Below are 24,153 nucleotides of genomic sequence, written 5' to 3' on the forward strand. Positions count from 1 at the left end.
GCTGTCTTTGGACACCTGCAGCTCGACATGCGCATCCTCCGCTAGCTCACGCACCCGGTTCACCTGGTCTCGGATGTGCTCGCGAAACATCAGCTCGGGCATCCCGGTCTCGACGGTCTCTGCGACGGCGAGCGCATACGAGAGGAGCTGGTCGATGTCCGACTCGTCCACCTTCTCCGGAAAGCGCCCCTTCGCGTTCTTGGTTTCTTTGTAGCACGCATGACGGAGTCCCTTCGCCTCCTCGATGATCGCCTTCCCGATCGGCTTCTGCCCGTATCGGGCCCGTGAATGGGTCGCGTCGACGATCAATGTCCGTCCCTTGAGCAGCCCCATCCCTTTCGCGACCTCGACCGTGTGCCCGATCAACTTGTCGAGCAGCTCGTCGTCGTCCATACGCTGACGGCGGAACTTCGTGAGCGAGGAGGGGTTGATGACGTCATCCTCCGGTGCCAGGTCCAGAAAATATTTGTAGGCGAGATCGGTCTTCGCCCGTCTGACGAGGTCGACGTCCGATAGGTTCGAGTGCGCCTTCAGGAACAGATATTTGAACATCCGGACAGGATGGACGGCCATCCGACCGTTGTCGTGGCAATACGTGTCCTCGAGCAACTCGGTGATGAAATCGAACGGGACGAGGTCGTGGATGAGCCGCAGTTCGTCATCGGCCGGGATCAACAGGTCATAGAGGGCCGCATACGGGCTCGGCGGCATGTTGGGCAGGTCAGGCATCATCGGGATCGCCTCCAGATTGGTTGGTTACAGCCAGTATAGTCCGGAATGTCAGGCGCGTACAGCGCCGCCCGAGGGCACGCCGACTCCCGGGGAATCAGCGGGCAAGGCGAGACCCAGCAGCGACGACGTCGCGATGCGGCTCGACGCCCGCCCCCAGGAAAGCGGCGTGCCGGACAGGGCGGCTGAAGGGCGATGAAAACAGAGGAGCGCCATCCCTTCCGGGACGACGCTCCTCTGTTCAAAAACATTTGAAGTTTTTCAGTGCCCTCGACCGTTGTCCGGGTGTTTTCACATGAGTCGCGCCAAGAAGGCGGTCGCCACCCCGAAATAGATGAGGAGCGACAAGATGTCATTGATTGTCGTGATGAGTGGTCCGGATGCGACGGCCGGGTCGACGTTCAACTTGTATAGGATGAGCGGGATAATCGTCCCGGCGAGCGTCCCGATGATGAGCGTCGCGAGGAGCGAGCTGCCGACGACGAAACCGAGTGTCCAGCTCCCTTGCCAGACGAACGCGATGACGGCGATTAAAATGGCACACGTGACACCGATGATGACACCGACCCACAACTCACGGAAGATGAGCGCGACGACTTGGCGGAACGTCAAATCACGCGTCGCAAGACCCCTTACGACGACGGCGAGCGATTGCGTCCCCGTGTTCCCCGTCATCCCGGCAATCATCGGCATGAAGAACGCGAGCGCGACGACTTGTTCGAGCGTGCCGGAGAACCCGTCGATGATGCTGCCTGAAATCAAACCGATGAATAAGAGCAAGATGAGCCACGGCAAGCGGCGATAGGCGGCGACGAGCGGTTTCGTGTCGAAATCAATCGCCTTACCGGAAGCCGACAGCTTCTCGATGTCCTCGTTCGCTTCTTGGATGACGATATCGAGCACGTCATCGACCGTGATGATGCCGACGAGCCGGTCGCCATCCTCGACGACCGGTATCGAGATGAAGTCGTACCGGTTAATCAGTTTGGCGACTTCTTCTTGGTCGGTCATGACATCGACTTTGACGACACGTTTGTACATGACGTCGGCGACGGCGTCATCGATGTCGGCCAAAATCAAATCCTTGTACGAGATAACGCCCAGGAGCCGTTTATCGGCATCGACGACATATAAATAGTTCAAATACTCGGCGAGTGCCGCGAAGTCTTTTAACTTGTCGACGGCTTGCCGAATCGAATAGTGTTCCGGAATCCAGACGAACCGGTTGTTCATGAGCCGACCGGCCGTCTCTTCCGGGTACGTCATCATGTTTTGGACGACGCTCGATTCCTCAAGCTTCATCTCCGACAATAGTTCCTCGACACGTTCTGGGTCAAGTTCGGACATGAACGACGTGACTTCATCATTCTCCATCAAGTCGAGCACCTCGGACGTCCGTTCGAACCCGAGCCGGTGCAATACCTGGAGCCGTGTCGTCTGGTCGAGTTCTTGAATCATGTCGGTCATCTGTTCGAGCGTCAAGTAAAGCAAGAACTTATTTTGATGCTTACCCGGCAACAGCTTGTACTGTTGGGCGACGTCATACGGCTGGAGCTCGTCCACGATTTCCTGGAACTCGGTGCGTCTTCCGTCTTTCAACGCTTGGATGATGGCCAAGGCGATCTCGTTGTCCGTCATCATTTCAACCATACGCTCACTTCCTCTGCTAAATGTATCTCCTTTCTTATTCCGATATTTCGCGTCATCGAAACTAAAAAGACCCGCTCCAGCATACGGAAGCGGGTCACTAATTTATTGGACGAGCGGTTCGGGTACTTCGAGCGGAGCGAGTGAACGATCGAGCAGTTCGACGACGTCGAACGTACCGACCGTCTCATCGACTTCTTTCGCTTTCGTCCCGTCTGAGAGCATCGTCAAGCAATACGGGCAGGCCGATCCGATGACGGTCGGTTTCGTTTCAAGTAATTGCTCCGTCCGTGCGACGTTGACGCGCGTGCCGACTTTCTCTTCTTGCCACATGAGACCGCCACCGGCCCCACAACACATCCCGTTCTCACGGTTCCGGGCCGCCTCGACGAGTTCGACGCCCGGGATGCGCTCCAAGACGAAGCGTGGTGCGTCATAGATGCCGTTATAGCGACCGAGATAGCACGAATCGTGATAGACGACCCGTTCATTCACGGCGAAGTCCGGTTTGACGCGCCCCGTGTCGAGCAGTTCGGCGAGGAGCTCGGTGTGATGATACACTTTCACACCAGTGAGGCCGAAGTCCGGATACTCGTTTTTAAACGTGTTGTACGCGTGTGGGTCGACCGTGACGATTTTCGTGACGCCGTACTTCTCGAACAGCTTTATGTTCGCCTCGGCGAGCTCTTGGAACAACAGCTCGTTCCCGATGCGGCGTGGCGTGTCGCCCGAGTTCTTCTCTTCGTTGCCGAGGATAGCGAACGAGACGCCGGCCTTGTTCAAGACGCTCGCAAAGCTCTGGGCGACTTTTTGGCTGCGGCTGTCATATGAGCCCATCGCCCCGACCCAGAAGAGGAATTCGAACTCTTCGCCCGCCTTCTTCTTTTCTTTCGCCGTCGGGATGACGAGTTCCGTGTCTTTGCGCCAGTTCTCGCGCTCTTTCCGGTTCATCCCCCACGGGTTGCCTTGACGTTCGATGTTGGCGACCGTGCGCTGCGCTTCCGGGTCCATCTTCCCTTCCATCATGACGAGATAACGACGAAGGTCGATGATCTTGTCGACGTGCTCGTTCATGACCGGGCATTGGTCTTCACAGTTGCGGCACGTCGTGCACGCCCAAATCTCTTCTTCCGTGATGACGTTGCCGATCAACTCGTCGGCGACGAGCATGTTCCCATCCATCGCGGCCGCGGCGATCTCCGCGCCTTGCGTATTTTGGAACAAGAGCGCCGGCGCCCACGGCGACTTCCGGGTGATGGCGGCCCCTTTCATGTTCATATGGTCGCGCAGTTTGACGATGAGATCCATCGGCGACAGCATCTTGCCGGTACCGGTCGCCGGGCAGACGTTCGTACAGCGTCCGCACTCGACGCAGGCGTACAAGTCGACGAGCTGCTTCTGGTTGAAGTCTTCGATCTTGTTGACCCCGAAGACGACCTCTTCATCCGACTCTTCCGCCTCTTCCATCGCCGAGAAATCGACCGGTGCGAGACGACCGACTTTATGCGTCCGGCCGAGCCAGACGTTGAGTGTGCCGGCAATCAAGTGAGCGTGCTTGCCTTGCGGGATATACACCATGAAGCTGAGTAAGAATAGCAGGTGCAGCCACCAGAAGACGATGAAGAGCGCGAACGCGACGCTGCCCGGTACCCAGGCGAACGCCGAGCCGATGATGGTCGCGACCGGCTCGCCCCACATCGGGAGCTCTTCTTTATAGACGAGGTAAAAGCCGTTCCCGAACAAGACGGACACCATGAGCCCACCGATGAAGATGAGCGCGAGACCGGCCAAAAAGTTCCGCTTCAAGCGCACGAGCTTCTCGATATAGCGGCGATAGAATCCCCAAACGACCGCGACGAGAATCATGAGCATGACGATCTCTTGCATGAACGTGAAGATTGGATAGAGCGGACCGAGCGGCACGTGTGGGAAACGCGTCCCGACGGCGAGCCCTTTCCAAATGAAGTCGATCGCCCCGAACTGGACGAGGATAAACCCATAGAACATCATGACGTGAATGATGCCGCTCTTCTTATCTTTCAACAATTTCTTTTGCCCGAACACGTTGATCATCACCTGTTCAAGCCGTTCTTTGTTCGTCTGGCTCCATTCTGCCTTCTTCCCGAGCTTGATGAACGTGTACCGCTGATAGACGAGCGACGCGAACAAGTACAAGCCATAGCCGAGAACGAGCAAGAACAGAATCCAGTTGACGATTAAAAATGTAGACATCCCCAACATCCCCCTTAATGAAAACGGATTCATTCTTGGAATCAGTATACCAAACAATGAATGAACAGTCATTCATTTTCTTAGGAGAACTTAAAAATAGAGAACGTGCTTCAAGATGAGAAGAAGTCCCCCGTAAATCGTCACGGCGAGCACGAACGTACGGAAGTGAAGATTCCGGTCGGCCGGCAACTCGAACTTGACGATGTTCAGGATCATCGCCCCGGCGACGAACGCGAACAGAATCGTCTCGACGTGCGACGCCAAGTCGACGTAGCGGGCGACGTAGCCGGTGACGAGGATGCCGACCGTGAAAAAGTAGCGTCCTTGCGTCAAGTAGACCTCGCCGTAATGGCGATACAAGTCGTGACCGGCGGCGAGAAAATGGACGCCGAGTGCGGTCGCATAAAACATTTGGGCGACGTTCGTCACCGACGTCTCCGTCACGACGTATGCCGAGAACGACATATACGCCGTGAGGAGCGTCACTTGAAGCATGTACGAGACGTTTCGGTCGAGCGTCTCATCTTGGAAGTGCGGAGTCCGCACGAACCGCATCGTCCCGTAAAAGACGGTGAACCCGATGAGACTGACGACATAAATCTCTGAAGGCAAGGCAAGGTCGAGCCCGTCGACTCGGAGCGTGTCTTGGCGCTTATTGAGCGACGGGAGTAAGTACATGAAGAAATACGTGATGGCGATCCCGCCCGAGAACGAGAACCACTTCTTCGACGGGATGCGGTCCCGCGGGAACAAATAGATGCCGAAGAAGTTGATGGCCGCCAAGTACACCACGATCCAGTCGCCCATGTGTCGTCACCCTTTCAGCTCAATCCAAAACCGCTCGACGACCGTCCCATCCGTTTCTATGAACGGCGTGTCCGGCACCCCACCGTGACGCAAAATGACTTGCTTCGAGGCAACGTTCGTTCGATCGCACGTGATCAACGCGCGCTCGATGCCGAGCGACTTCGCCTTCTCGAGCGCGAGGGCGAGCTGTTTCGTCGCAAGTCCCCGACCCCGAGCGCTCGGTTTGATTCCGTAGCCGATGTGACCACCGAAACTGAGTAACTGCTCGTTCAACTCGTGCCGAATGTTGGCCGCCCCGAGCAGTTCTTCCCCGTCGGTCAACCAATACGTCGTGCTCGGCACCCAACCGACGTTCTCCGCGCGTACCTCACGCGCCCGAATCGCTTTGACATACGTCTCAAAGTCAGACGCCTCCCCGTCGACCGCGTTCGGGACGATGCGTTCATCCCGTTCACGCCACTCCTTCAAAAATGCATGCACTTGCTGTTCTTGGTCCATCGATGTCTTCACAAGACGTAACATCGCCCTTCCCCCTTATCTTTATGTAGAAAAAAGACCGCAATGCGGCCTTATTCTTCGAGTCCCAATCGTGCTGGCATCTCCGGAGCGAGCTTTCGTGCCTCGTCGAGCCTGCCCGCGTCGACGAGCGTATGGAACCGTAAAAACTCTTCGTGCGAAGCGTCCCCAATCGCGGCCAAATAGTCGACGTAACGTTCGTACACCGACTTGTCTTCCGGACGTGCCTCGATTAAGGCGAGGTACAACCGGACCGTGTCTTCTCCGTAAAGGAGCGGGAACTCGTCGTTCAACTGGAGCAACTTGTCGACCGAGTCCATGTCGACGCCGGTCTCGTTGTCGTAATGTCCGATGACGTGCTCGGCATGATCTTCGAGGCGACCGCGCCATTCCTCATACTCGTCCTCGTTCGTCTCGAGCATCTCGAACCAGTCCTCGTTCAACATCTCTTCAATCTTTTTCACTCGCTCTTGAAAGTTCATGCTTCGTCTCCTCCTTTAAACGTCCATGTGACGTCGACCGCGTACGTGCCGGCGACATCGTCGTTCATCGTTAACGCGTAGTCGAATTGGCAACGCCCATCTGAAACGTCAAGGCGTTCCGTCGTCGTCGCCATCGTCATCGCCATATATGGGTTTTTGTATACACTCTGTGTCAGCCGTCCTTCGATGAACGAATGGTTCATCTCAATCGGTCCTTTACGTATAAGGGCGAGCCGCCCTGTCGTATATTTCAACGTCGTCGGCACGATGCCGTCCTCACGCTCTTGGTCAAACGTCAAGATGAAGCCCGTCTTCAGTTCATAATAGTGACCGTCCGCGACGAGCACGATCGGTTCATCGAGTTCGCTCATTTTCGTCGTCTGACGGACGCGTATACGTTTCGGTTCAATTGCCATGATGATTCCCCTTTCCGCTGTCCCATTGTACCATACCTCACAAACGGTCCGGAATCGCTAACTTTTTCTTTCCCGGTTCGCATGTGCTTCACACCACAAAAAGACAGGGTCACCCCTGTCTTAACGGTTAACTCAATTTATAGACGCGTCCTTCGAACGGCTTCAAGTGAAGGAGTGTCGTCTCGTCATGCGGATCGAGCGGCATGTTTTTCAAAACGACATCCTCCGAGCGAAGTGTGAGGTCTGAAGCGAAGATTGCCTCGCCACCCGTCAAGTTCGTCATGACGAGGTATTGGCTGTCTCCGAGCGTGCGCGTATACGCGTAAATCTCTGGGTGTTCCGGCAAGACGACGTCATACGTGCCGTACACGAACGTCTCATCTTGTTTCCGGAGGCGAATCATCTCTTTATAGAAGTTGAGGATTGAGTCTTCATCTTCAAGTTGTTCTTCAACGTTGATGGCCGTGTAGTTCGGATTGATGCCGAACCAAGGCGTGTCCGAGAACGTGAATCCGGCGTTCGCTGCGCTGCTCCACTGCATCGGCGTCCGTGAGTTGTCGCGCGACGAGTTCCACGTGATGTCCATCATCTCTTCGTGGCTCTTGCCGTGTTCGAGACCGATGTAATAACGGTTACGTGTCGCGATGTCGTCGTATTGGTCAATCGAGTCGAACTTGACGTTCGTCATTCCGATCTCTTGGCCTTGATAGATGAACGGTGTTCCTTGCATGAGGAAGTACATCATCCCGATCGATTTCGCGCTCTCTTTCCAATAGCGCTCATCGTCCCCCCACGTCGATACGGTACGTGTCTGGTCATGATTCTCGACGTAAAGGGCGTTCCAGCCGTCTTCCTCGAGTCCTTTTTGCCACTTCGACAACACGTTCTTCAAATGGACGACGTCGAGTTTCGACTCGGCGTCTTCGCGCCAGAGGCCCATGTGTTCGAATTGGAACACCATGTTCATCTTGCCGTCTTGCTCGCCGACCCAAAGATGGGCGTCGTCAGGCGAAACACCGTTCGCCTCCCCGACCGTCATGATGTCGTGCTTGTTGAACGTCTCGTCTCGAAGCTCTTCTAAATAGTCGTGGATGCCGTCAACGTTCATGTGCATCTCGAACGACGGCACGAAATCAAGGCCTTCCGGATTCGGCAAGTCGCCGAACGTCGGGTTTTTGCGAATGTGGCTGATCGCGTCGACACGGAACCCGTCGATGCCTTTTTCGAGCCACCAGTTGATCATGTCGTACACGGCTTGGCGCATGTCCGCGTTTTCCCAGTTGAGGTCCGGTTGACGCTTCGAGAAGACGTGCAAGAAGTATTCTTCTGTCGTCTCGTCGAACTCCCATGCCGACCCGCCGAAAATCGATTCCCAGTTGTTCGGCTTCGAGCCGTCCGGTTTCCCGTCACGCCAAATGTACCAGTCGCGTTTCGGGTTGTCTTTCGAACTCTTCGACTCGATGAACCACGGATGCTCATCCGACGTATGGTTGACGACGAGGTCTAACAATAGCTTCATGCCGCGTGCGTGGACTTCATTCAAGAGACGGTCGAAATCTTCCATCGTCCCGAACTCATCCATGATATCTTGATAATCCGAGATATCATAGCCGTTGTCGTCGTTCGGCGACTTGTACATCGGGCAGATCCAGATGACGTCGACTCCGAGCTCTTTCAAATAATCGAGTTTATCGATGATGCCTTGAATGTCGCCGATTCCGTCCCCGTTCGCGTCGTAAAAGCTGCGCGGGTAAATCTGGTATGCGACGGCTTCTTTCCACCAATTACGTTTTAGCGTTTTTGTTTGTGTCTGTTGTAATCCTTTTGTGTGTTGGTCACGTTGTAAAAGTTGCATGTGTCAATGATACTCCCTTATCCCTAAACTCACTGCTCATCCTATATACTAATATCAGTGCTGTTGACGTTATCTCTCATTAGCGCAATCGTTTGCACGATGCACTACGTTTATCTTAACAAAAAAGACAAACCGCTACAATGAGCTTTTCAACAGCTTACTCAACGTGTACCCTACACGATTTTGAAATGAAATGAAAGTGAGGCGACTTACATGATTCGTTTGGCCACACGGGCCGATCTTCAAGCAATCGATTCATTGATTTTAAATAAGGCAAAAGCGTTTCGCGCTGCCGGAAAGACGCAGTGGGAAAAATATTTAGAACCGAGTCGGACCGAGCTCGTCCGTCACGACGTTACGAACGGGACGGTCTATGTATATGAAGAAAACGGGAGGATTTCCGGGTCGGTCAGCTTGATTCCCCCGACGTCATGGGACCACAATTTATGGGATGACGCCGAGGTAGCGGTCTACGTGCATCGGCTCGTCGTTGATGCCCGGATGAAAGGGAAGCGTGTCGGCGAACAATTGATACGCCACGCGCTCAACCAGACGGTCGGGACGATTCGCCTCGACTGTGTCGCCACGAACACATTTTTGAACCGTTACTATCGACAATTCGGTTTTGCGTATGTCGGTGAACGCGACGGGTTTTCCTTATTCACAAAAGAGGGTTGACGTTAACCCGACGTCAAGGCTTATGCTGTCCATAAGGAGGTGAGCAGATGGTTACGATTCAACAACTTGCAAAACTCGCCGGCACGACGACCCGGACGCTTCGGCATTACGACGCGATCGGGCTGCTCGTCCCGTCGCGTGACGCGAACGGGTACCGCCGTTATTCGAAACAAGACATGGAGCGGCTCCAACTCATCTTGTTCTATCGCTCGCTCGATTTTCCCCTCGAGACGATTCATACGTTGTTAAAAACGGACACCGACCGGGCTCACATCCTTAAGACACAAGTGAACGCGCTGCGTAAAAAGGCGGCCTATTTCGCGACACTCGCCGAGACCGCCGAAGCGACGCTCGCCTCACTTGAAGGAGGCGTTCAAATGGAAGAAGAATCATTGTTCAAAGGCTTGTCGTTCGACGAGCTGAAAGCGCACGAGACGAAATATGAGACCGAAGTGACGTCACGCTGGGGCGACAGTGACGCCTATACGACGTCACAAAAACGGGCCCACGGACGGACGAAAGAGGACTGGGAGGCGCTCAGCCAACAGCAAGTCGACCTCGTCAAACCGCTCGTCGACTTGTTCACGGCCGGTGTCCCGGTCGAAGACCCGCGCGTCCAAGTGGTGGTCGAGGCGAACCATGCTTTCATCCACGACCACTTCTACGATTGCTCGCTCGATATGTTCAGCGGCCTCGGACAGATGTACGTGGCAGACTCGCGCTTTACGGCGTTCTATGACAAGTACGCCCCCGGTCTCGCCGTCTACTACAACGACGCGATTCAACATTATTGCATCACCAAAAGTTAAACGGCCGAGCGAAAGCTCTGGCCGTTTTTACTCGATTCTACGGTCGTAGACGTCCTCTTCGAGCATCATCTCGATTTGACGCTTCAAGAGCGGCAATCCAGTCGAGAGCTGGAGGTACGGATAAGTCGCGAAATTGTCCGTACCGCCGAGGTAGAGGACGGCCCGGTCGAGGACGCTCCAGCCGCGGTCGCTCCACTGTTCGATGCGTACCTCACAGACGTCCGGTTTGGCCCGGAACGCCCAATACGCCTCGAGCTGTCCCGCCGCCATCGATGGTCGAATCGTCAAAATCGGGCAATCGATTCGATTGAGCACATCCGGCTCAATCGGTCCCGTCTCATGGAAGATGAGGAGTTCCGGCATGAGACGGTCAAGCTTGGTCTCGTCATGACGCACCTCCTTTCCGATTCCGTCCTTCACTCCGGCTCAGTCGCATCTCTTCCACCGCTATGTCAAAAGAGCCGAACATCTGTTGAACTTCTTTGAGGGCCGGCCCTTTCCCATCTTTTTTTGCCACATCTCATAACCCCATGGCGAGAGGATTGCCAGTTCCTCATCCGCCTCTTTCAATGCGTTTAAAATCTCGTCTTCCGTGAACGTTTTGCGGTTCGAGAGCCCGATCTCTTCAAGTGCTTGGCTCCACGAACCGAACCGTCGAACGACTTTCGTGATGCTCGGCTGTTGACGCGCCCGTGCCCACTTCGCATAAGCGGTCGATGTGAGCGGCTCGATGTCCTCACTCGCTTCGAGGAGGGCTTGAATGATTTCACACTTTTGGTCTTTGGCCATCATGCCGAGTAAATCCGCTTCAATCAAGGCGACTTTCCATGACCCGAACAAGATGACGACCTCGGTCAATGACGGCACGTCCCGGTCAAGCGCCCACTTCCGGTAATCCGCACTCGTAATCGAACCCATTTCTTTCGCGGCCCGACGGAGCGCCCGAACCACCTCGGCTTTCGTGAAACGAGGCATTTGATTGTCGAGTCCGGCGAGGCGGAGCACGTTCGCCCACGATCCATACGTCTCAAGCAGTTCGAGCACCGTCGGACCATCATTACGCTTTTGCCATTGCTGATACATATGGATGGTGAGGCGGCCGTCGACGGCCGCCGTCCTCAGTTGCTTAACGACTTGCTTTTCTTCCATGCCGCCTCCCCCTTTCAATCGCCCGCATCAGCCGGCCTCCCGCGCACTGATTTGCGCGAATAAATCGAGTTGCCGCGTCAGTACAATCGATTCATCGAACCGTTCCTCGACGACTTCCCGGCCACGGCGTCCGTATGTCTCGAGCCGATCCGGATGAAGGATGAACGACTCCATCGCTTCAGCGAGCGCATCGGGACTGGCGACAGGGACGAGATAGCCCGTCTCGTGGTCAATCACTTCTTCACGGCAACCACGGATGTTCGTCGCGATAACCGGAAGACCGGATGCCATCGCCTCTAAGATGGAACGCGGCAACCCTTCTCGGTAGGAAGGCAACAAGAAGACGTCATGATCGCTGAAGAGTGTCGGCGTATCTTTGACAAAGCCCGCATAATGGACGTTCGGATTGTCGGCGAGGTACGCCTCGACGAGTTTTCCGGTTTCTTGGTCCCGTTCATTCACCATCAGCTCGCCGGCGATCGTCAGCGTCGCGCCAGGGTGCGTTTTCGAAAGTTGCGTGAACGCCTGGAGCAAATCCAAGATTCCTTTCTCTCGGACGAGGCGGCCGACGAACAAAAATTTCAGCTGTTCCGGATTATGCGTCTTCGCAATCGGTTTGAAGCGGTTCAAGTCGATACCGTTACCGAGATGAAGCAGACGGTCGTCCCGCTTGAACTGACGCGTCTTCGCGAGGGAATAGTCTTCTTCACTTTGAAGGAGCAGCCAGTCCGTGGCGAGGGCGGCGAGCGATTTTTCGAGCCAGAACACGAGTTCATAGGCGACACGGCTCATCCGTTCGTGGAAGTAGAAGCCGTGCGCCGTGTAGAGAATGTGCGGGGTTCGCGCGATGCGGGCAGCGACGCGGCCGAGCGCAGCGGCGACCGGGGTATGCACGTGAATCGCATCGTATTTTTCCCGCCGCAACAGCGTGACGAGTTCTTGAATCGTCTGTAAATTTCGTTTCGGATGGAACTTCCGGTCGATCGGCAACGTGTGGATGACCCAGCCTTCCTCTCGTAACTGATCGGTCCGGTCACCGTAGGCACAGGCGATATCCACTTGATGGCCTTCGGTTTTCAAAGACTCGATGAGGGGACGCAACAAGACGTCAGCCGTCGCGTCGACCGCGCAGAACTGGAGAATCTTCAAAGGCGCCATAAGTACACCTCCTCCGGCTTCGTCCTACGGTCGAGGATGCCTTTCAAATCCATGACGACGCCGCGACCCATCTTCAACTGGCGGGCGGCAAGCTTCCAGCCGGCATCGACGAACTCGTCGTGCGAGACGGCATAGATGACGACCTCGGCCGGTTTCAGCTCATGATACGCTTTCACCTCGATGCCGTACTCGTGCTTCACTTCTTCATGGTCGACGAGCGGATCGTACACTTGCACCTCGAGTCCGAACTCTTCAATCTCACGGATGAGCGAGGCGACTTTCGAGTTGCGGATGTCGCTCACGTTCTCTTTGAACGACATGCCGAGCACGGTGACGCGGGAGCCGAGTACCGGCATGTTTTGGCGAATCATCGTCTTGATGAGCGATGTGGCGATGAAACTGCCCATCGTCTCGTTGATCCGACGGCCGGCTAAAATGACTTCCGGATGATAGCCGAGCATCTCGGACTTCATCGTCAAATAGAACGGGTCGACGCCGATACAGTGTCCGCCGACGAGTCCGGGGCGGAAGTTAAGGAAGTTCCACTTCGTGCCTGCCGCCTCGAGCACCTCGAGCGTGTCGATGTCCATCCGCTCAAAGATGATGGCAAGTTCGTTCATGAGGGCGATATTCAAGTCGCGTTGCGTGTTCTCGATGACTTTCGCCGCTTCGGCGACCTTGATCGAGGAAGCCCGGTGCACCCCTGCGTCGACGACCGTCTCATAGACGGCGGCGACGACGTCGAGCGTCGCTTCGTCTTCGGCGGCGACGACCTTTTTGATTGTCCGGAACGTGTTCACCCGGTCACCCGGATTGATTCGTTCAGGCGAATAGCCGACTTTGAAGTCGATTCCGGCCCGAAGGCCAGACTCTTGCTCGAGGAGCGGGATACATTCTTCTTCGGTTAACCCTGGATACACCGTCGATTCGTACACGACAATCGTTCCCGGCTGCAAATGTTTCCCGACCGCGCGCGTGGCGCCGCAAATCGGGCCGAGATCCGGTTGATTCTGTTCATTGATCGGGGTCGGCACGGCGATGATGATGAAGTCCGATTCCTCCAGTTTTTTAGCATCGGTCGTATACGTGACTGACGCCGCCTCGAGCGCCTCCCGCTCGACTTCCCTTGTGCTGTCGACGTGTTCGTTCAACTCGTGAATGCGCGCCTCGTTGATGTCAAGGCCGATGACGTCTCCGACTTCCCCGAGCGCGACCGCGACCGGGAGTCCGACGTAACCGAGTCCGACGACGGCGATATGGCGATTGGCAATGGTTCGTCGTGTTGTCCGTGATTCTGAGATGAGTTTGTCCATGTCCATCTGCCTCCAGTTATTATGAAATTTGATCCATCAACTTCTCGACGACGACGATTTTCCCGTTTTTCCCGCGAGGGATTTGTTTGACCGGGGTGAGGGTGATTTCGACGCCTTCCCCGAACAACTCTTTCAGCTCTCGCTCGAGTACCCGTTCATGGGACGGAAGAAATCGTTCCGGATCTTTGATATAGCGCATCTCGATATGATGCAAATCGAACTGCCGGAATTGCGTCTGGATGACCGAGTTCGGTAAGACGCGGACGATTGTTGTCAAATCGCCTTCATACACTTTCAATCCTTTCGGGGTGACGACGTAGTTCGACTGCCGTCCTTCGATCGAGGTGACGTACGTGCCACCTTGGCCGCACGGGCACGTCCCTTCTCCGAATTTCATACGGTCACCGATTCGATAGCGGACGAGCGGCGTCCCGTGTGTCGTGAAGCTCGTGATGAGAATTTCACCATCGTCGCCGTACGGCTCGATATAGCCCGTCTCGTGATGCAGATGCATGTGACCGTGGCTGCATTCGGTCAAAATCGGTGCCCCTTCTGAGGAGGCGTATTGATCGTACACCGGGGCGTTGAACGCCTCTTCGAGCAGTTTGCGCCCACCCGCCGTCAACGTCTCGGACGTCGGAAAGATGGCGATCATTTGAAAGTCGAGCGTGATGCCGTGCTCTTTCATATACGAGGCGATGTCGACCATGGCGGACGGCGCGCTATCGAGGACGGCCGGTTTGAACCGGTTGAGCGCCTCGATATAGTGTGGGATGTTGTCCGGTGTCAAATGGAAGAGCGATAAGAGCAATTGATTCATCGGACGGTTGTAACGCCAGAACACTGGGGCCGCCTGGTTGGGATCACAGATGACGCGACCGGTGAAACTCGCCCGCTTCATCCCTTTCTTGAAGCCATGTTGCTCTTTGAAGTAGTCGAGATGGGCCATCCGGATTTGATAATCGTCTTTCGTGAACTTCACCTGGAGCGACGCCCCGGTCGTCCCACCCGTCTTTCCGACGATGTCCGTCTTGATGTTGGAGTAAATCGAAGGGGTCGCCCGGACCGTCTCTTTCTCGAGGATTGGAATATGGCGCATCTCCTCGAACGAACGGAGCGGGAGCGTCACGTTCGCCTCCTTGAACAAGCGTGCATAATAGTCGTTGTTCGCTGCACAAAACTGTAGGAAGACGTTCAACCGATCAAGCTGATCCTGATAGACGGCTTCCGCGTCGGTCGGGCGGTCCTTCAAACGGATGAGCTCCCGGCGATACGCCTCACCATACCGTTCTTGCCATAACTTCAATCCATATAGTGACGTCATCCAGTTTTGAAACCGAATCGGCGCTTTGAAATACATGTCCCGCAACGCGAAAGTGGTCATTCTTGAACTCCCCTTTTTGTATAGGTCAGACGTGAAGTCGCTTCACGACCCGGATTTTTCCGTTTGGCTCTTTTTTAATGGCTGGCACGTTCTTTAGGCGAATCCGCATGTTCGGGGTGAACAACCGTTCGACCTCTTGCTTGAGGATCGTCTCATGTTCGTCTTCAAACCGTTCTTCGTCTTTGACATAGAGCATCTCGATTTGATCGACCTCGTGTTGCAACACTTGGACTTGGAGGACAGAGTTCGGCAAGACGGCGACCGTCGCCGTCAAATCACCTTCGAACACTTTGTAACCTTCTGGTGTTTCGACGTAATTCATCTGCCGACCATCGATGGAAGAGATGACTGTTCCGGAATGACCACAAGGACACGTCTCGTCGCTGAGCGTCATGCGATCGCCGATACGATAACGAACGAGCGGCGTCCCGTGCGTCGTGAAGCTCGTCACTAAAATCTCTCCGTTCTCACCGGGCTCGATGATGCCGGTCTCCGGATGCAGGTGCATCCGTCCATGTTTGCACTCCGTCACGAGTGGCGCCCCTTCCGAGGAAGCGTATTGATCGTAAACCGGGGCTTGAAAGATTTCGGTCAATAACGCCCGTCCCCACGGCGATAACGTCTCGGACGTCGGGAAGATGGCGATTGGTTTGAACGTCAACCGGGTGTCCGTCTCTTTTAAGTACTTGGCGACTTCAATCATCGCGGACGGTGAACCGTCGAGGGCGTCCGGTCGATACGTGTTCAATGAGTCTACGTAATCCGGGATGGTCCGTTCATGGAAATGGACGACCGAGTAGAGCATTTGTTTCATCGGGGCGTTGTAGCGCCAATAGATCGGCTCCTCTTGGTCACGGGGACAAATCATCCGGTCTGTGAAACTCGCCCGCTTCATCCCTTTTGTGAAACCGTGCTGTTCTTTGAAATAGTCGAGGTGGGCCATCCGCGCTTGATAGTCTTCGACGGTGAAACGGACTTGGAGCGCCGTTCCCGTCGTCCCGCCCGTACTCCCGATGATTGGTGCTTTCACATCTGAAAAGATGTCGGGATTCGTTCGGAGCGTCTCTTTCTCGAGCACCGGGATTTGCTGGAGCTCCTCGAGGTGCTTGAGCGGCAACTCGATGTCATGGCGTTTGAACAAGTTTCGATAATAACGATTGTGTCTCTGACAGAAATGGAGGAAGCGGTTGAGTCGGTTCAGCTGGGCCGCATCCGGGTCGACGAGCCGTTGTCTTCGCAGTTTCTTTAACTCTTTGTCGTAATATGGACCATAACGTTCCCGGTATAACTTCAACCCGTAAAGGGAGATGAGCCAGTTTTGGACCGGGAGCGGTGAACGAGCATATATTTTGTCATGTAGGGACGGCATCACTCAATCCCCTCCTTCAACGCATGGTGATAGGCGAGATACCAGTCGATAAATTCATGGACACCGCGCTCGATCGGTGTTTGCGGTCGAAAGTCGACCGACTCATACAGCGCCGAGGCATCGGCAAAACTTTCCGGTACGTCGCCCGGTTGCAGTGGCAGTTCGTTTAAAATCGCCCGCTTGCCAAGTTTTTGCTCGATAATGCGAATGAAGTCCATCAGTTGGACCGGACTATGATTGCCGACGTTATAGACACGGAACGGGACGTCGCTTCGGTCTGGGAGCGGCGCGACATAGTCGAACTCTTCATCAGCGAGCGGCTGGATGTCCATCAAGCGGACGATCGATTCGATGACATCGTCGACGTACGTGAAATCACGCGCCATCTGCCCGTAGTTGTAGACGTCAATCGGTTCGCCTTTCATAATCGCTTCCGTGAACTTATAGAGCGCCATATCTGGGCGCCCCCACGGTCCATAGACGCTAAAGAAACGAAGTCCGGTCGTCTTGATCCCGAACAAATGACTGTACGTATGCGCCATCAGCTCGTTCGCCTTCTTCGAAGCGGCGTATAGCGAGAGCGGATGATCGACCGGGTCCTGTTCGGAGAACGGCATCTTCCGATTCGATCCGTACACCGAGCTAGACGATGCGTACAGGAGTTGTTCGACCGGATAATGCCGGCACGCCTCGAGTACGTTCAAAAATCCGACGATATTCGATTGGATGTAGGCGTCCGGATTTTCAAGACTATAGCGCACACCTGCTTGGGCCGCCAAGTTGACGACGATGTCGGGCCGCCGCTTCTCAAACACCCGCGTGACCGCCATTTTATTCTCGAGTGAATCACGATATAGCTTGAAGTTCGGATGCGTGAGCACGTGAAGTCGGGACTCTTTCAGACTCGGGTCGTAATAATCGTTCACTTCATCAATCCCGACGACCCGATGCCCCTCTCGTAATAGTCGGCGGGCCAAGTGAAACCCGATAAACCCTGCCACGCCCGTGACGAGTACGGTCTTTGTCATAACGTCTTCCTCCTTTGAGTTGAATCGTTCGTCCGCATCCGGACAGGTTCGATTTGAGGGGTGAACATGTTTTCCATCACTTCTTCCGGAATCTCGCTATTGGCAACGAACAAGAGGAAGGAGGTGAGCGCATTCGGTTGGTCGAGGAGATGGTCGATTGTCAACAGGATCGGATCGACCGACTTGAACGGCCGTGTACAACCGACAAAGATTTTGTCGTATACTTGGCTGTCCGTTTTTTCACTCGTCGCAAGCAGTTCTTCGTACAATTTTTCCCCAGGGCGGATGCCACTGTATTCGATTGGGATTTGGTCGAGCGTGAAGCCGCTGAGCGTGATCATGCGCCGCGCCAAGTCGACGATTTTGACCGGTTGCCCCATATCGAGGACGAACACTTCGCCCCCGCTCGCCCGGACGCTCGCTTGGATGACGAGCCGGCTCGCCTCGGGGATGGTCATGAAGTAGCGTGTCATCTCCGGATGGGTCACCGTGACCGGTCCGCCCCGTTCAATTTGTTCTTTGAACAACGGGACGACCGAGCCGCGGCTGCCGAGGACGTTGCCGAAGCGGACGACCGAGAACGTCGTCTCGCTGTGACGGGCCTGCTGCTGGACGACCATCTCGGCGACTCGTTTCGTCGCGCCCATGACGTTTGTCGGATTGACCGCCTTGTCGGTCGAAATCATGACGAACCGCTCGACATTGAACAAGTGGGCCACTTCCACCATGTTTTTTGTCCCATAGACGTTGTTCTTGACGGCTTCTTTCGGATTTCCTTCCATGAGCGGGACGTGCTTGTGGGCCGCGGCATGGTAGACGATGTCAGGTTCGTAATGCTCGAACACTTCGATTAACCGGTTCCGGTCTTGGACGTCACCGATGACCGGATAAATGTCCGTCTCGGTATCGAGTCCGCGTAGCTCGCGGTCAATCGAGTAGATGCTATTCTCCCCGTGCCCGAACAAGACGAGGCGTCCCGGTTCGAACTTGATCAACTGCCGGCACAACTCCGAACCGATCGACCCACCAGCGCCAGAGATGAAGATGGTGGCACCTTTTAGTTTTTGCGAAATCTCAGACACATCGAGCTGAACCGGTTCGCGTCCGAGCAAATCCTCGATTGCGACTTCGCGCATCTCGTTCATCGATACTTTCCCCGACGCGAGCTCCGACAGCATCGGCAAGGCATGCGACTCGACGCCCGTCTTCTCGATTCGTTTCAATAATTGGATACGCTTGCTATAAGGAAGCGACGGGATGGCGAGGACGACGACCTCGATCCCGTATTCCTCGATTTTCCGTTCGAGTGCATCGATTGAGCCGATGACCGGTGTTCCGTGGATGTAGAGTCGTTGTAAGAGTGGGTTGTCGTCCAAAATCCCGACAACGTTCAACACGTTCGTCCGATACTCTTTCAACTCTTTCGTGATTTTTTGTCCGGAGTCGCCGCCGCCGATGATGAGCGTCGCTTTCCCGCTCGGTTGGGCGTGACGGAACCGGAAGAACGAACGGGTTCGAGCCACGAGCCGGATGAACAACATCCCGTTGAAGGCGAGCAAGCTTTGGACGAACAACGCCTGATACGAGATGCTCTTTAAAACGACAAGCGCAGCGCCAAGTACGAGCAGGTCGCTCGTGAGCAAGACGAGCGCGAGCAACTGCAACTCCCGCATCGAGCCGTAACGCCAATCGATGCGATACACTCGTGTCGCCCACCCGAGCGCGAGTAGCGCCACCGTTTTCAGCGCTAAAATCGTCATCAGTTTCGTCGTGTCACCCGAGACCGTCGTGTCGTGGGCGAAAAGCAACTTGAAGGTAAGGAAGATGGCCGCCGCCGCAATCATGACGTCAAGCATCATGAGCATCGCGTTTTTCCGGTCCATCGGATAATACGTGAATCGTGTAGTCATTCTGTCACCGCCTTTGCAGAGTACGAAAATGAGTCGATGTATGGGTGGATGCTACATTAGTACCCGTTCACGATTCACAATCCGAAAGAAAACCATAGCTTTTTCATAGCAACGAAATTTAGCCATTAAACGGTTTTATGAATGTGTGTTGACTATTTCCTTTGGTTTGTGAATATTTCCGTATTAAATGGGTAATATGGAAAGTACATGGTTGTAAATTAGGTGTAAATTGTAAATAACAAAGGAGGTTACATGATTCATCGAAACGTGTCACTGCACCGTCCAATAACCTGAACACGAACCGTTTGCCTTTCTCCCATGCCGACTTCGGCTCCCTTTCTTGAACGTTGCCAATTGTATACGTGCCCTTGACCGCTTGGGCTTTCCTTAAAGGACCATCATTGTTCAACCACACCACGACCTTTGAAGCGACCTTCGCTTCCAAAAAGGAGAGACATCACGATGAAACGATGGACAGAGCAACAGATCCTCTCATGCCTACAACAAGCAGCGAACGAACTCGACGAATTCGATACAAAACATTACACTCTATGGGCCCGCAGCAAAGACGTCCCTTCCCTATCGACCGTGATTTACAAGTTTGGCTCATGGCGCGAAGCCGTCCAGGCCGCCGATATTAAAATGATGTACCGGTATTATTCCGATGAAGACATCTTGACCGCGCTCAACGAGGCCGCCGAAGAACTCGATATCTTCACGAGCCAGACGTATCGTGAATGGGCCAAAATCGCCCAAGCGCCGTCGCTCACCTTGATTAGCAGCCGTTTCGGTTCTTGGTCGAATGCGCTCCGTGAAGCAAAACTCCAAACGACGACGGCTCGAAACAATGAAGAGCGAATCATCCAAGCCCTCATCGAAGCGTCGGCCGAACTCGAACGGCTCACGTCGCAACATTACGCCGTCTGGGCGCAAGTGAAAGGCTATCCGACCGTGGCGACAATCGCCCGCAAGTATGGTTCTTGGAGTTATGCCTTGTTCGTCCTCGACATCGCCCCGCCGAAACGGAAATGGGATGAAGATGACGTCATCGACGCACTCCGACTCGCCAAGGACGAATTGAACCATTTCAGCATCCTCCATTACCGCAAATGGGCGGAAGGTCGAAACGTGCCGAGCACGTCGACGATCAACGCCTTGTTCGGCAGTTGGACCGCCGCGTTACGATGCATGGAAGAACAGAAAGTGATGCAATAAGAAAACGCCGTCTCGGGAGCCGAGACGGCGTTTTGTCATGTGACGATTGTGATGAAGAGCGGAATTCCGACGAGCAAGTTGAACGGGAACGTGACGGCGAGGGCGAGCGTCAAATAAAAGGACGGTTCCGCTTCAGGTACGGACGCCTGAAGCATCGCCGGGGCGGCGATGTACGACCCGCTCGCTGCGAGCGTCATGAGTAGAATCGTTCCACCGTCTGACAACCCGGCAAACATGGCACCGGCATAACCAATCGCCGCGCCAATCAGTGGGAACGTCATCCCGATGACTAAAAACTTGATCCCATAAGACGGGACAGTCTTCAACTGTTGCCCGACTTTGACGCCAAGGCTGAGCAAGAATAAGAGAAGCACCCCCGGGAATAAATCGATAAAGAACGGTGTGAGCGCCGACGTGTCTGGCGTCACGAGTCCGACGATGAGCCCGGCGATGAGGAGCAAGATGCTCTTCGAGAGCAGGCTATCCCGAATGACGGTGAACGACTGGCTCGGGGCGGCCGTGATGCCGAGAACGGGCGTCTGATTGTATAACAACAACGCGACGACGAGACCAGGGATCTCGAGGACGACGACGAGCGTCGTCATGAACGGTTCGTACGCAATGCCGAGCCGTTCGAGCTGGGCCGCGGCCGCGACGTACGTCACGAGCGAGACCGAACCAAACGTCGCCGCCATGGCAATCCGTTCATGAAAACTGAACTTGAATAAGCCGCCGAGCCCGAATGCGACGAGCGGCAGCACCATCCCGAGGACGAGCGTCACCGCGAGCGGGAGCGCCAAGTCGTCAAACGAGACCGAGGCGAGCCCCATCCCGCCTTTGAGTCCGATGGCGAGCAATAAGTATAAGTTGAGCGTGATGCCGAGCGACTCCGGGATTTTTAAGTTCGATTTGCCGAGCGCGGCCACGACACCGGTCACAAACATTAATACCGGGGCACTCGTCAATAAAAACATCAATAGTTCCATGTTTCTCCCCCTAGGCGACAAAAAGCGCACACCAAAGAAAGGTGTGCGCTGCATGCCGACGGCTCGAACACGTTCGCTCCGTCTAGCCGACAACTGTCGGGTTATGATTCGTTCAGCTCCGGGTCAAGACGACGATGAAGCGCTCCGAAGCTCGCTCCATCAATCCTGACACGTATCTGCTTTCTAGTGTATAAACGTCGTCACGGCTTGTCAATCCCACTGTCCCACGCGGCATCGAGCCGAAAGACGATGAGGCGTTCCCCTGTCTTCGTGCTGATGTCCGTGTGGAGCGAGATGAGCCGCCGGCCGAGCACCTCGCGCACGATGGCCTCGAGTTGCGGACGACCCGACTCGACGAGATTGTTGCGGTATTTCTTCAATTGCTCGCGTCCCGCCGATTTCGTGGCGAGATCGTACTCGGCCGGGGTCAAGACGCCTTGTAACGTCACGATGGCCAAGTCACGGAGCAGGTCTGCCTTACACGTCAATGAACCGCGTCCGAGATACTCTTTCTCCCATTGGGTGATGCGGGCGCTCAGTTCCATCTCCAGCTGACCTTTTTTTCGGCATGATTACTTCACGAACCCGATCATCATCTCGCGAAGAATCTTCGCGGCGGCAATCGCCGTCATATCCGACTGGTCGTACGCCGGTGACACTTCGACGAGGTCGGCGCCGATGATGTCGAGGTCAGCGTTCGCAATCGCGTGAACGGCTTCGAGCAACTCTTTCGTCGTGATGCCGCCGATTTCTTGCGTGCCTGTACCCGGTGCTGCCGACGGGTCGAGGACGTCGATGTCGATTGTGACGTACACTTTCTTCCCGGCGAGCGTCGGCAAGACGCGTTTGAGCGGCTCGATGACTTCATACATGAACATGTTGTAGCCGACTTCCTTCACCCAGTCGAACTCTTCTTTCATCCCAGAACGAATCCCGAACGAGTAGCAGTTCGATGGGCCAATCAAGTTGGCTGCTTTTTTGAGCGGTGTCGAGTGCGAGAGTGGCTCGCCTTCGTATTCGTCACGGAGGTCCGTATGCGCATCGAAGTGCAAGATGACGAAATCGTCCCCATACTTATCGTGCATCGCTTTGATGACCGGCCAAGTGACGAGGTGCTCGCCGCCCATTCCGAGCGGGAACTTGCCGGCGTCGATGACGTTTTTGACGAACGACTCGATCATATCGAGTGACTTTTGTGCGTTCCCGAACGGAAGCGGGATGTCACCGGCGTCGTAGACGGCCGCTTCTGTCAAATCGCCGTCGAGGTACGGGCTATACTCTTCAAGCCCGATGGAGACTTCGCGGATGCGGTTCGGGCCGAAACGTGAACCCGGGCGGAAACTGACCGTCCAGTCCATCGGCATGCCGTACAATACCGTCTTCGCGTCAGCGACTTCCGGGAGGCTCGCGATGAACACTTTGCCTGAGTAGGCTTCGTCGAAACGTTTAATCATTTTGTCAAATCCTCCACGAATTTAGGCAACACGAACGCCGCGTTGTGAAGCTTCGGCGTGTAGTACTTCGTCTCGATGTCATGGAACCGCTCTGGTGCTACGGCTTCCGGGTCGTACTGCTTCGAGCCGATCGTGAACGTCCACATGCCGCTCGGGTACGTCGGTACGTTCGCCGTATAAAGCTTCGTGATTGGGAAAATCTCTTTCACGTCGCGTTGGACCGTCTGGATGAGTTCTGGTGTGAACCACGGGTTGTCTGTCTGCGCGACGAAGATGCCGTCTTCTTTGAGCGCTTTCGAGATGCCGGCGTAGAAGCCTTTCGTGAACAAGTTCGCCGCTGGGCCGACCGGTTCTGTCGAGTCGACCATGATGACGTCATACTCGTTCTCCGACTTGGCGATATGCATGAAACCGTCGCCGACGATGACTTCGACACGCGGGTTGTCGAGTTCACCGGCGATGTTTGGCAAGTATTTCTTCGAATATTCGATGACTTTCCCGTCGATGTCGACGAGAACTGCTTTTTCGACTGATGGGTGTTTCATAATCTCACGGATGACGCCGCCGTCTCCACCGCCGACTACGAGCACATGCTTCGGATTCGGGTGCGTGAAGAGTGGGACGTGAGCCACCATCTCGTGATAGACGAATTCGTCCTTATCCGTCGTCATGACCATTCCGTCAAGTAACAACATTGTTCCGAACTCGTCCGTTTCGACCATTTCTAGTCGTTGAAACTCCGTTTGTTCGCTCTCATAAACGTGGTTTACACGGAACGTGATTCCGTAATCTTCTGTCTGGTGCTCCGTAAACCATAATTTTAATTTTTGGTCCATCGATAGAACCCCTTTCTGATTAAAAAGTTGTTCGTATGCGAGTGGCGTTTTGAGGCGCTTCTTATTCATACGATAGGAAGTATACAAAACCTGTACCCATTTTGCACGATTTTTTTATTAATCGGTCGCGTTGTGTGAGATTTCCGTGAGTTGCAACCGATACACTACATATAGAAGTTT

General features: G+C 54.9%; 23 protein-coding genes. 3 read left to right on the forward strand and 20 right to left on the reverse strand.

Annotated elements, in window-relative coordinates:
- The 8 genes from DI14_RS01225 to DI14_RS01260 all read right to left on the reverse strand — a co-directional run.
- On the reverse strand, positions 1-732 hold a 732-nt coding region (locus tag DI14_RS01225), incomplete at its 3' end, for a transposase (protein ID WP_034804169.1).
- 288 nt (positions 733-1,020) lie between these two features.
- Positions 1,021-2,379, reverse strand: coding sequence for a magnesium transporter (gene mgtE, locus DI14_RS01230; protein ID WP_034804172.1), 1,359 nt, complete (start codon positions 2,377-2,379; stop codon positions 1,021-1,023).
- A 102-nt stretch (positions 2,380-2,481) separates the two neighbouring features.
- On the reverse strand, positions 2,482-4,608 hold the full coding sequence (locus DI14_RS01235) for a (Fe-S)-binding protein (protein WP_034804175.1): 2,127 nt from the start codon (positions 4,606-4,608) through the stop codon (positions 2,482-2,484).
- 90 nt (positions 4,609-4,698) lie between these two features.
- Entirely contained in the window at positions 4,699-5,415 is a 717-nt protein-coding gene (locus DI14_RS01240; RefSeq protein WP_034804177.1) for a hypothetical protein, read from the reverse strand.
- A 6-nt stretch (positions 5,416-5,421) separates the two neighbouring features.
- Complete coding sequence (locus DI14_RS01245; protein WP_034804180.1) at positions 5,422-5,937, reverse strand: GNAT family N-acetyltransferase; 516 nt, start codon at positions 5,935-5,937, stop codon at positions 5,422-5,424.
- Between the two features lie 47 nt (positions 5,938-5,984).
- Positions 5,985-6,413, reverse strand: coding sequence for a hypothetical protein (locus DI14_RS01250; protein ID WP_034804183.1), 429 nt, complete (start codon positions 6,411-6,413; stop codon positions 5,985-5,987).
- The gene (locus tag DI14_RS01255) at positions 6,410-6,829 is read right to left on the reverse strand and encodes a DUF1934 domain-containing protein (protein WP_034804186.1); all 420 of its coding nucleotides are present in this window, start codon (positions 6,827-6,829) and stop codon (positions 6,410-6,412) included. Before DI14_RS01255 ends, DI14_RS01250 begins: the two co-directional genes overlap by 4 nt.
- Before the next feature lie 127 nt (positions 6,830-6,956).
- Positions 6,957-8,684 (reverse strand): alpha-glucosidase, encoded by a 1,728-nt coding sequence (locus tag DI14_RS01260; RefSeq protein WP_034804188.1) that lies wholly within the window; start codon positions 8,682-8,684, stop codon positions 6,957-6,959.
- A 213-nt stretch (positions 8,685-8,897) separates the two neighbouring features.
- Here DI14_RS01260 and DI14_RS01265 point away from each other — a divergent pair, with 213 nt between their 5' ends.
- Positions 8,898-9,362: a GNAT family N-acetyltransferase gene (locus DI14_RS01265; protein WP_034804191.1), complete on the forward strand. Its 465-nt coding sequence runs from the start codon at positions 8,898-8,900 to the stop codon at positions 9,360-9,362.
- Between the two features lie 47 nt (positions 9,363-9,409).
- Positions 9,410-10,171: a MerR family transcriptional regulator gene (locus DI14_RS01270; RefSeq protein WP_034804194.1), complete on the forward strand. Its 762-nt coding sequence runs from the start codon at positions 9,410-9,412 to the stop codon at positions 10,169-10,171.
- Between the two features lie 27 nt (positions 10,172-10,198).
- On the opposite strand, the gene DI14_RS01275 is transcribed toward DI14_RS01270, so the two are convergent.
- From DI14_RS01275 to DI14_RS01310, 8 genes are read right to left on the reverse strand one after another with little or no spacing between them, the layout of a single operon-like run.
- Positions 10,199-10,567, reverse strand: coding sequence for a hypothetical protein (locus DI14_RS01275; protein WP_152545847.1), 369 nt, complete (start codon positions 10,565-10,567; stop codon positions 10,199-10,201).
- 51 nt (positions 10,568-10,618) lie between these two features.
- The gene (locus DI14_RS01280; protein WP_051622491.1) at positions 10,619-11,320 is read right to left on the reverse strand and encodes a hypothetical protein; all 702 of its coding nucleotides are present in this window, start codon (positions 11,318-11,320) and stop codon (positions 10,619-10,621) included.
- A gap of 27 nt (positions 11,321-11,347) precedes the next feature.
- Positions 11,348-12,478 (reverse strand): glycosyltransferase family 4 protein, encoded by a 1,131-nt coding sequence (locus DI14_RS01285; protein ID WP_034804198.1) that lies wholly within the window; start codon positions 12,476-12,478, stop codon positions 11,348-11,350.
- Positions 12,466-13,797, reverse strand: a complete 1,332-nt coding sequence (locus tag DI14_RS01290) for a nucleotide sugar dehydrogenase (RefSeq protein ID WP_152545848.1) — start codon at positions 13,795-13,797, stop codon at positions 12,466-12,468. Before DI14_RS01290 ends, DI14_RS01285 begins: the two co-directional genes overlap by 13 nt.
- A 13-nt stretch (positions 13,798-13,810) precedes the next feature.
- Positions 13,811-15,175, reverse strand: a complete 1,365-nt coding sequence (locus DI14_RS01295) for a phenylacetate--CoA ligase family protein (RefSeq protein ID WP_034804202.1) — start codon at positions 15,173-15,175, stop codon at positions 13,811-13,813.
- A gap of 25 nt (positions 15,176-15,200) precedes the next feature.
- The gene (locus DI14_RS01300) at positions 15,201-16,544 is read right to left on the reverse strand and encodes a phenylacetate--CoA ligase family protein (RefSeq protein ID WP_034804204.1); all 1,344 of its coding nucleotides are present in this window, start codon (positions 16,542-16,544) and stop codon (positions 15,201-15,203) included.
- Complete coding sequence (locus DI14_RS01305) at positions 16,544-17,572, reverse strand: NAD-dependent epimerase (protein ID WP_034804206.1); 1,029 nt, start codon at positions 17,570-17,572, stop codon at positions 16,544-16,546. The genes DI14_RS01300 and DI14_RS01305 overlap by 1 nt, the downstream gene beginning before the upstream one ends.
- Entirely contained in the window at positions 17,569-19,482 is a 1,914-nt protein-coding gene (locus DI14_RS01310; protein ID WP_034804207.1) for a nucleoside-diphosphate sugar epimerase/dehydratase, read from the reverse strand. Before DI14_RS01310 ends, DI14_RS01305 begins: the two co-directional genes overlap by 4 nt.
- Before the next feature lie 462 nt (positions 19,483-19,944).
- Here DI14_RS01310 and DI14_RS01315 point away from each other — a divergent pair, with 462 nt between their 5' ends.
- Positions 19,945-20,697 (forward strand): homing endonuclease associated repeat-containing protein, encoded by a 753-nt coding sequence (locus DI14_RS01315; protein WP_034804209.1) that lies wholly within the window; start codon positions 19,945-19,947, stop codon positions 20,695-20,697.
- A 35-nt stretch (positions 20,698-20,732) separates the two neighbouring features.
- Here DI14_RS01315 and DI14_RS01320 read toward each other — a convergent pair whose 3' ends face one another.
- The 4 genes from DI14_RS01320 to speE all read right to left on the reverse strand — a co-directional run bounded on the left by DI14_RS01320 (position 20,733) and on the right by speE (position 23,973).
- On the reverse strand, positions 20,733-21,683 hold the full coding sequence (locus tag DI14_RS01320; protein WP_034804212.1) for a sodium-dependent bicarbonate transport family permease: 951 nt from the start codon (positions 21,681-21,683) through the stop codon (positions 20,733-20,735).
- Between the two features lie 200 nt (positions 21,684-21,883).
- Positions 21,884-22,234, reverse strand: coding sequence for a DUF2294 domain-containing protein (locus tag DI14_RS01325; RefSeq protein ID WP_255344248.1), 351 nt, complete (start codon positions 22,232-22,234; stop codon positions 21,884-21,886).
- A 21-nt stretch (positions 22,235-22,255) separates the two neighbouring features.
- On the reverse strand, positions 22,256-23,137 hold the full coding sequence (gene speB, locus DI14_RS01330) for an agmatinase (RefSeq protein ID WP_034804217.1): 882 nt from the start codon (positions 23,135-23,137) through the stop codon (positions 22,256-22,258).
- Complete coding sequence (speE, locus tag DI14_RS01335; protein WP_034804220.1) at positions 23,134-23,973, reverse strand: polyamine aminopropyltransferase; 840 nt, start codon at positions 23,971-23,973, stop codon at positions 23,134-23,136. The genes speB and speE overlap by 4 nt, the downstream gene beginning before the upstream one ends.
- Between the last annotated feature and the right edge of the window lie 180 nt (positions 23,974-24,153).

The sequence above is a fragment of the Exiguobacterium sp. AB2 genome, assembly GCF_000696055.1.
GTDB lineage: Bacteria > Bacillota > Bacilli > Exiguobacteriales > Exiguobacteriaceae > Exiguobacterium > Exiguobacterium alkaliphilum.

Excerpts from the sequence above, each read along its gene's own strand:
- mgtE (WP_034804172.1), bottom strand. The coding sequence starts at position 2,379 with ATGGTTGAAATGATGACGGACAACGAGATCGCCTTGGCCATCATCCAA.
- DI14_RS01235 (WP_034804175.1), bottom strand. The coding sequence starts at position 4,608 with ATGTCTACATTTTTAATCGTCAACTGGATTCTGTTCTTGCTCGTTCTC.
- DI14_RS01240 (WP_034804177.1), bottom strand. The coding sequence starts at position 5,415 with ATGGGCGACTGGATCGTGGTGTACTTGGCGGCCATCAACTTCTTCGGC.
- DI14_RS01245 (WP_034804180.1), bottom strand. The coding sequence starts at position 5,937 with ATGTTACGTCTTGTGAAGACATCGATGGACCAAGAACAGCAAGTGCAT.
- DI14_RS01250 (WP_034804183.1), bottom strand. The coding sequence starts at position 6,413 with ATGAACTTTCAAGAGCGAGTGAAAAAGATTGAAGAGATGTTGAACGAG.
- DI14_RS01255 (WP_034804186.1), bottom strand. The coding sequence starts at position 6,829 with ATGGCAATTGAACCGAAACGTATACGCGTCCGTCAGACGACGAAAATG.
- DI14_RS01260 (WP_034804188.1), bottom strand. The coding sequence starts at position 8,684 with ATGCAACTTTTACAACGTGACCAACACACAAAAGGATTACAACAGACA.
- DI14_RS01265 (WP_034804191.1), top strand. The coding sequence starts at position 8,898 with ATGATTCGTTTGGCCACACGGGCCGATCTTCAAGCAATCGATTCATTG.
- DI14_RS01270 (WP_034804194.1), top strand. The coding sequence starts at position 9,410 with ATGGTTACGATTCAACAACTTGCAAAACTCGCCGGCACGACGACCCGG.
- DI14_RS01280 (WP_051622491.1), bottom strand. The coding sequence starts at position 11,320 with ATGGAAGAAAAGCAAGTCGTTAAGCAACTGAGGACGGCGGCCGTCGAC.
- DI14_RS01285 (WP_034804198.1), bottom strand. The coding sequence starts at position 12,478 with ATGGCGCCTTTGAAGATTCTCCAGTTCTGCGCGGTCGACGCGACGGCT.
- DI14_RS01290 (WP_152545848.1), bottom strand. The coding sequence starts at position 13,797 with ATGGACATGGACAAACTCATCTCAGAATCACGGACAACACGACGAACC.
- DI14_RS01295 (WP_034804202.1), bottom strand. The coding sequence starts at position 15,175 with ATGACCACTTTCGCGTTGCGGGACATGTATTTCAAAGCGCCGATTCGG.
- DI14_RS01300 (WP_034804204.1), bottom strand. The coding sequence starts at position 16,544 with ATGCCGTCCCTACATGACAAAATATATGCTCGTTCACCGCTCCCGGTC.
- DI14_RS01305 (WP_034804206.1), bottom strand. The coding sequence starts at position 17,572 with ATGACAAAGACCGTACTCGTCACGGGCGTGGCAGGGTTTATCGGGTTT.
- DI14_RS01310 (WP_034804207.1), bottom strand. The coding sequence starts at position 19,482 with ATGACTACACGATTCACGTATTATCCGATGGACCGGAAAAACGCGATG.
- DI14_RS01315 (WP_034804209.1), top strand. The coding sequence starts at position 19,945 with ATGAAACGATGGACAGAGCAACAGATCCTCTCATGCCTACAACAAGCA.
- DI14_RS01320 (WP_034804212.1), bottom strand. The coding sequence starts at position 21,683 with ATGGAACTATTGATGTTTTTATTGACGAGTGCCCCGGTATTAATGTTT.
- speB (WP_034804217.1), bottom strand. The coding sequence starts at position 23,137 with ATGATTAAACGTTTCGACGAAGCCTACTCAGGCAAAGTGTTCATCGCG.
- speE (WP_034804220.1), bottom strand. The coding sequence starts at position 23,973 with ATGGACCAAAAATTAAAATTATGGTTTACGGAGCACCAGACAGAAGAT.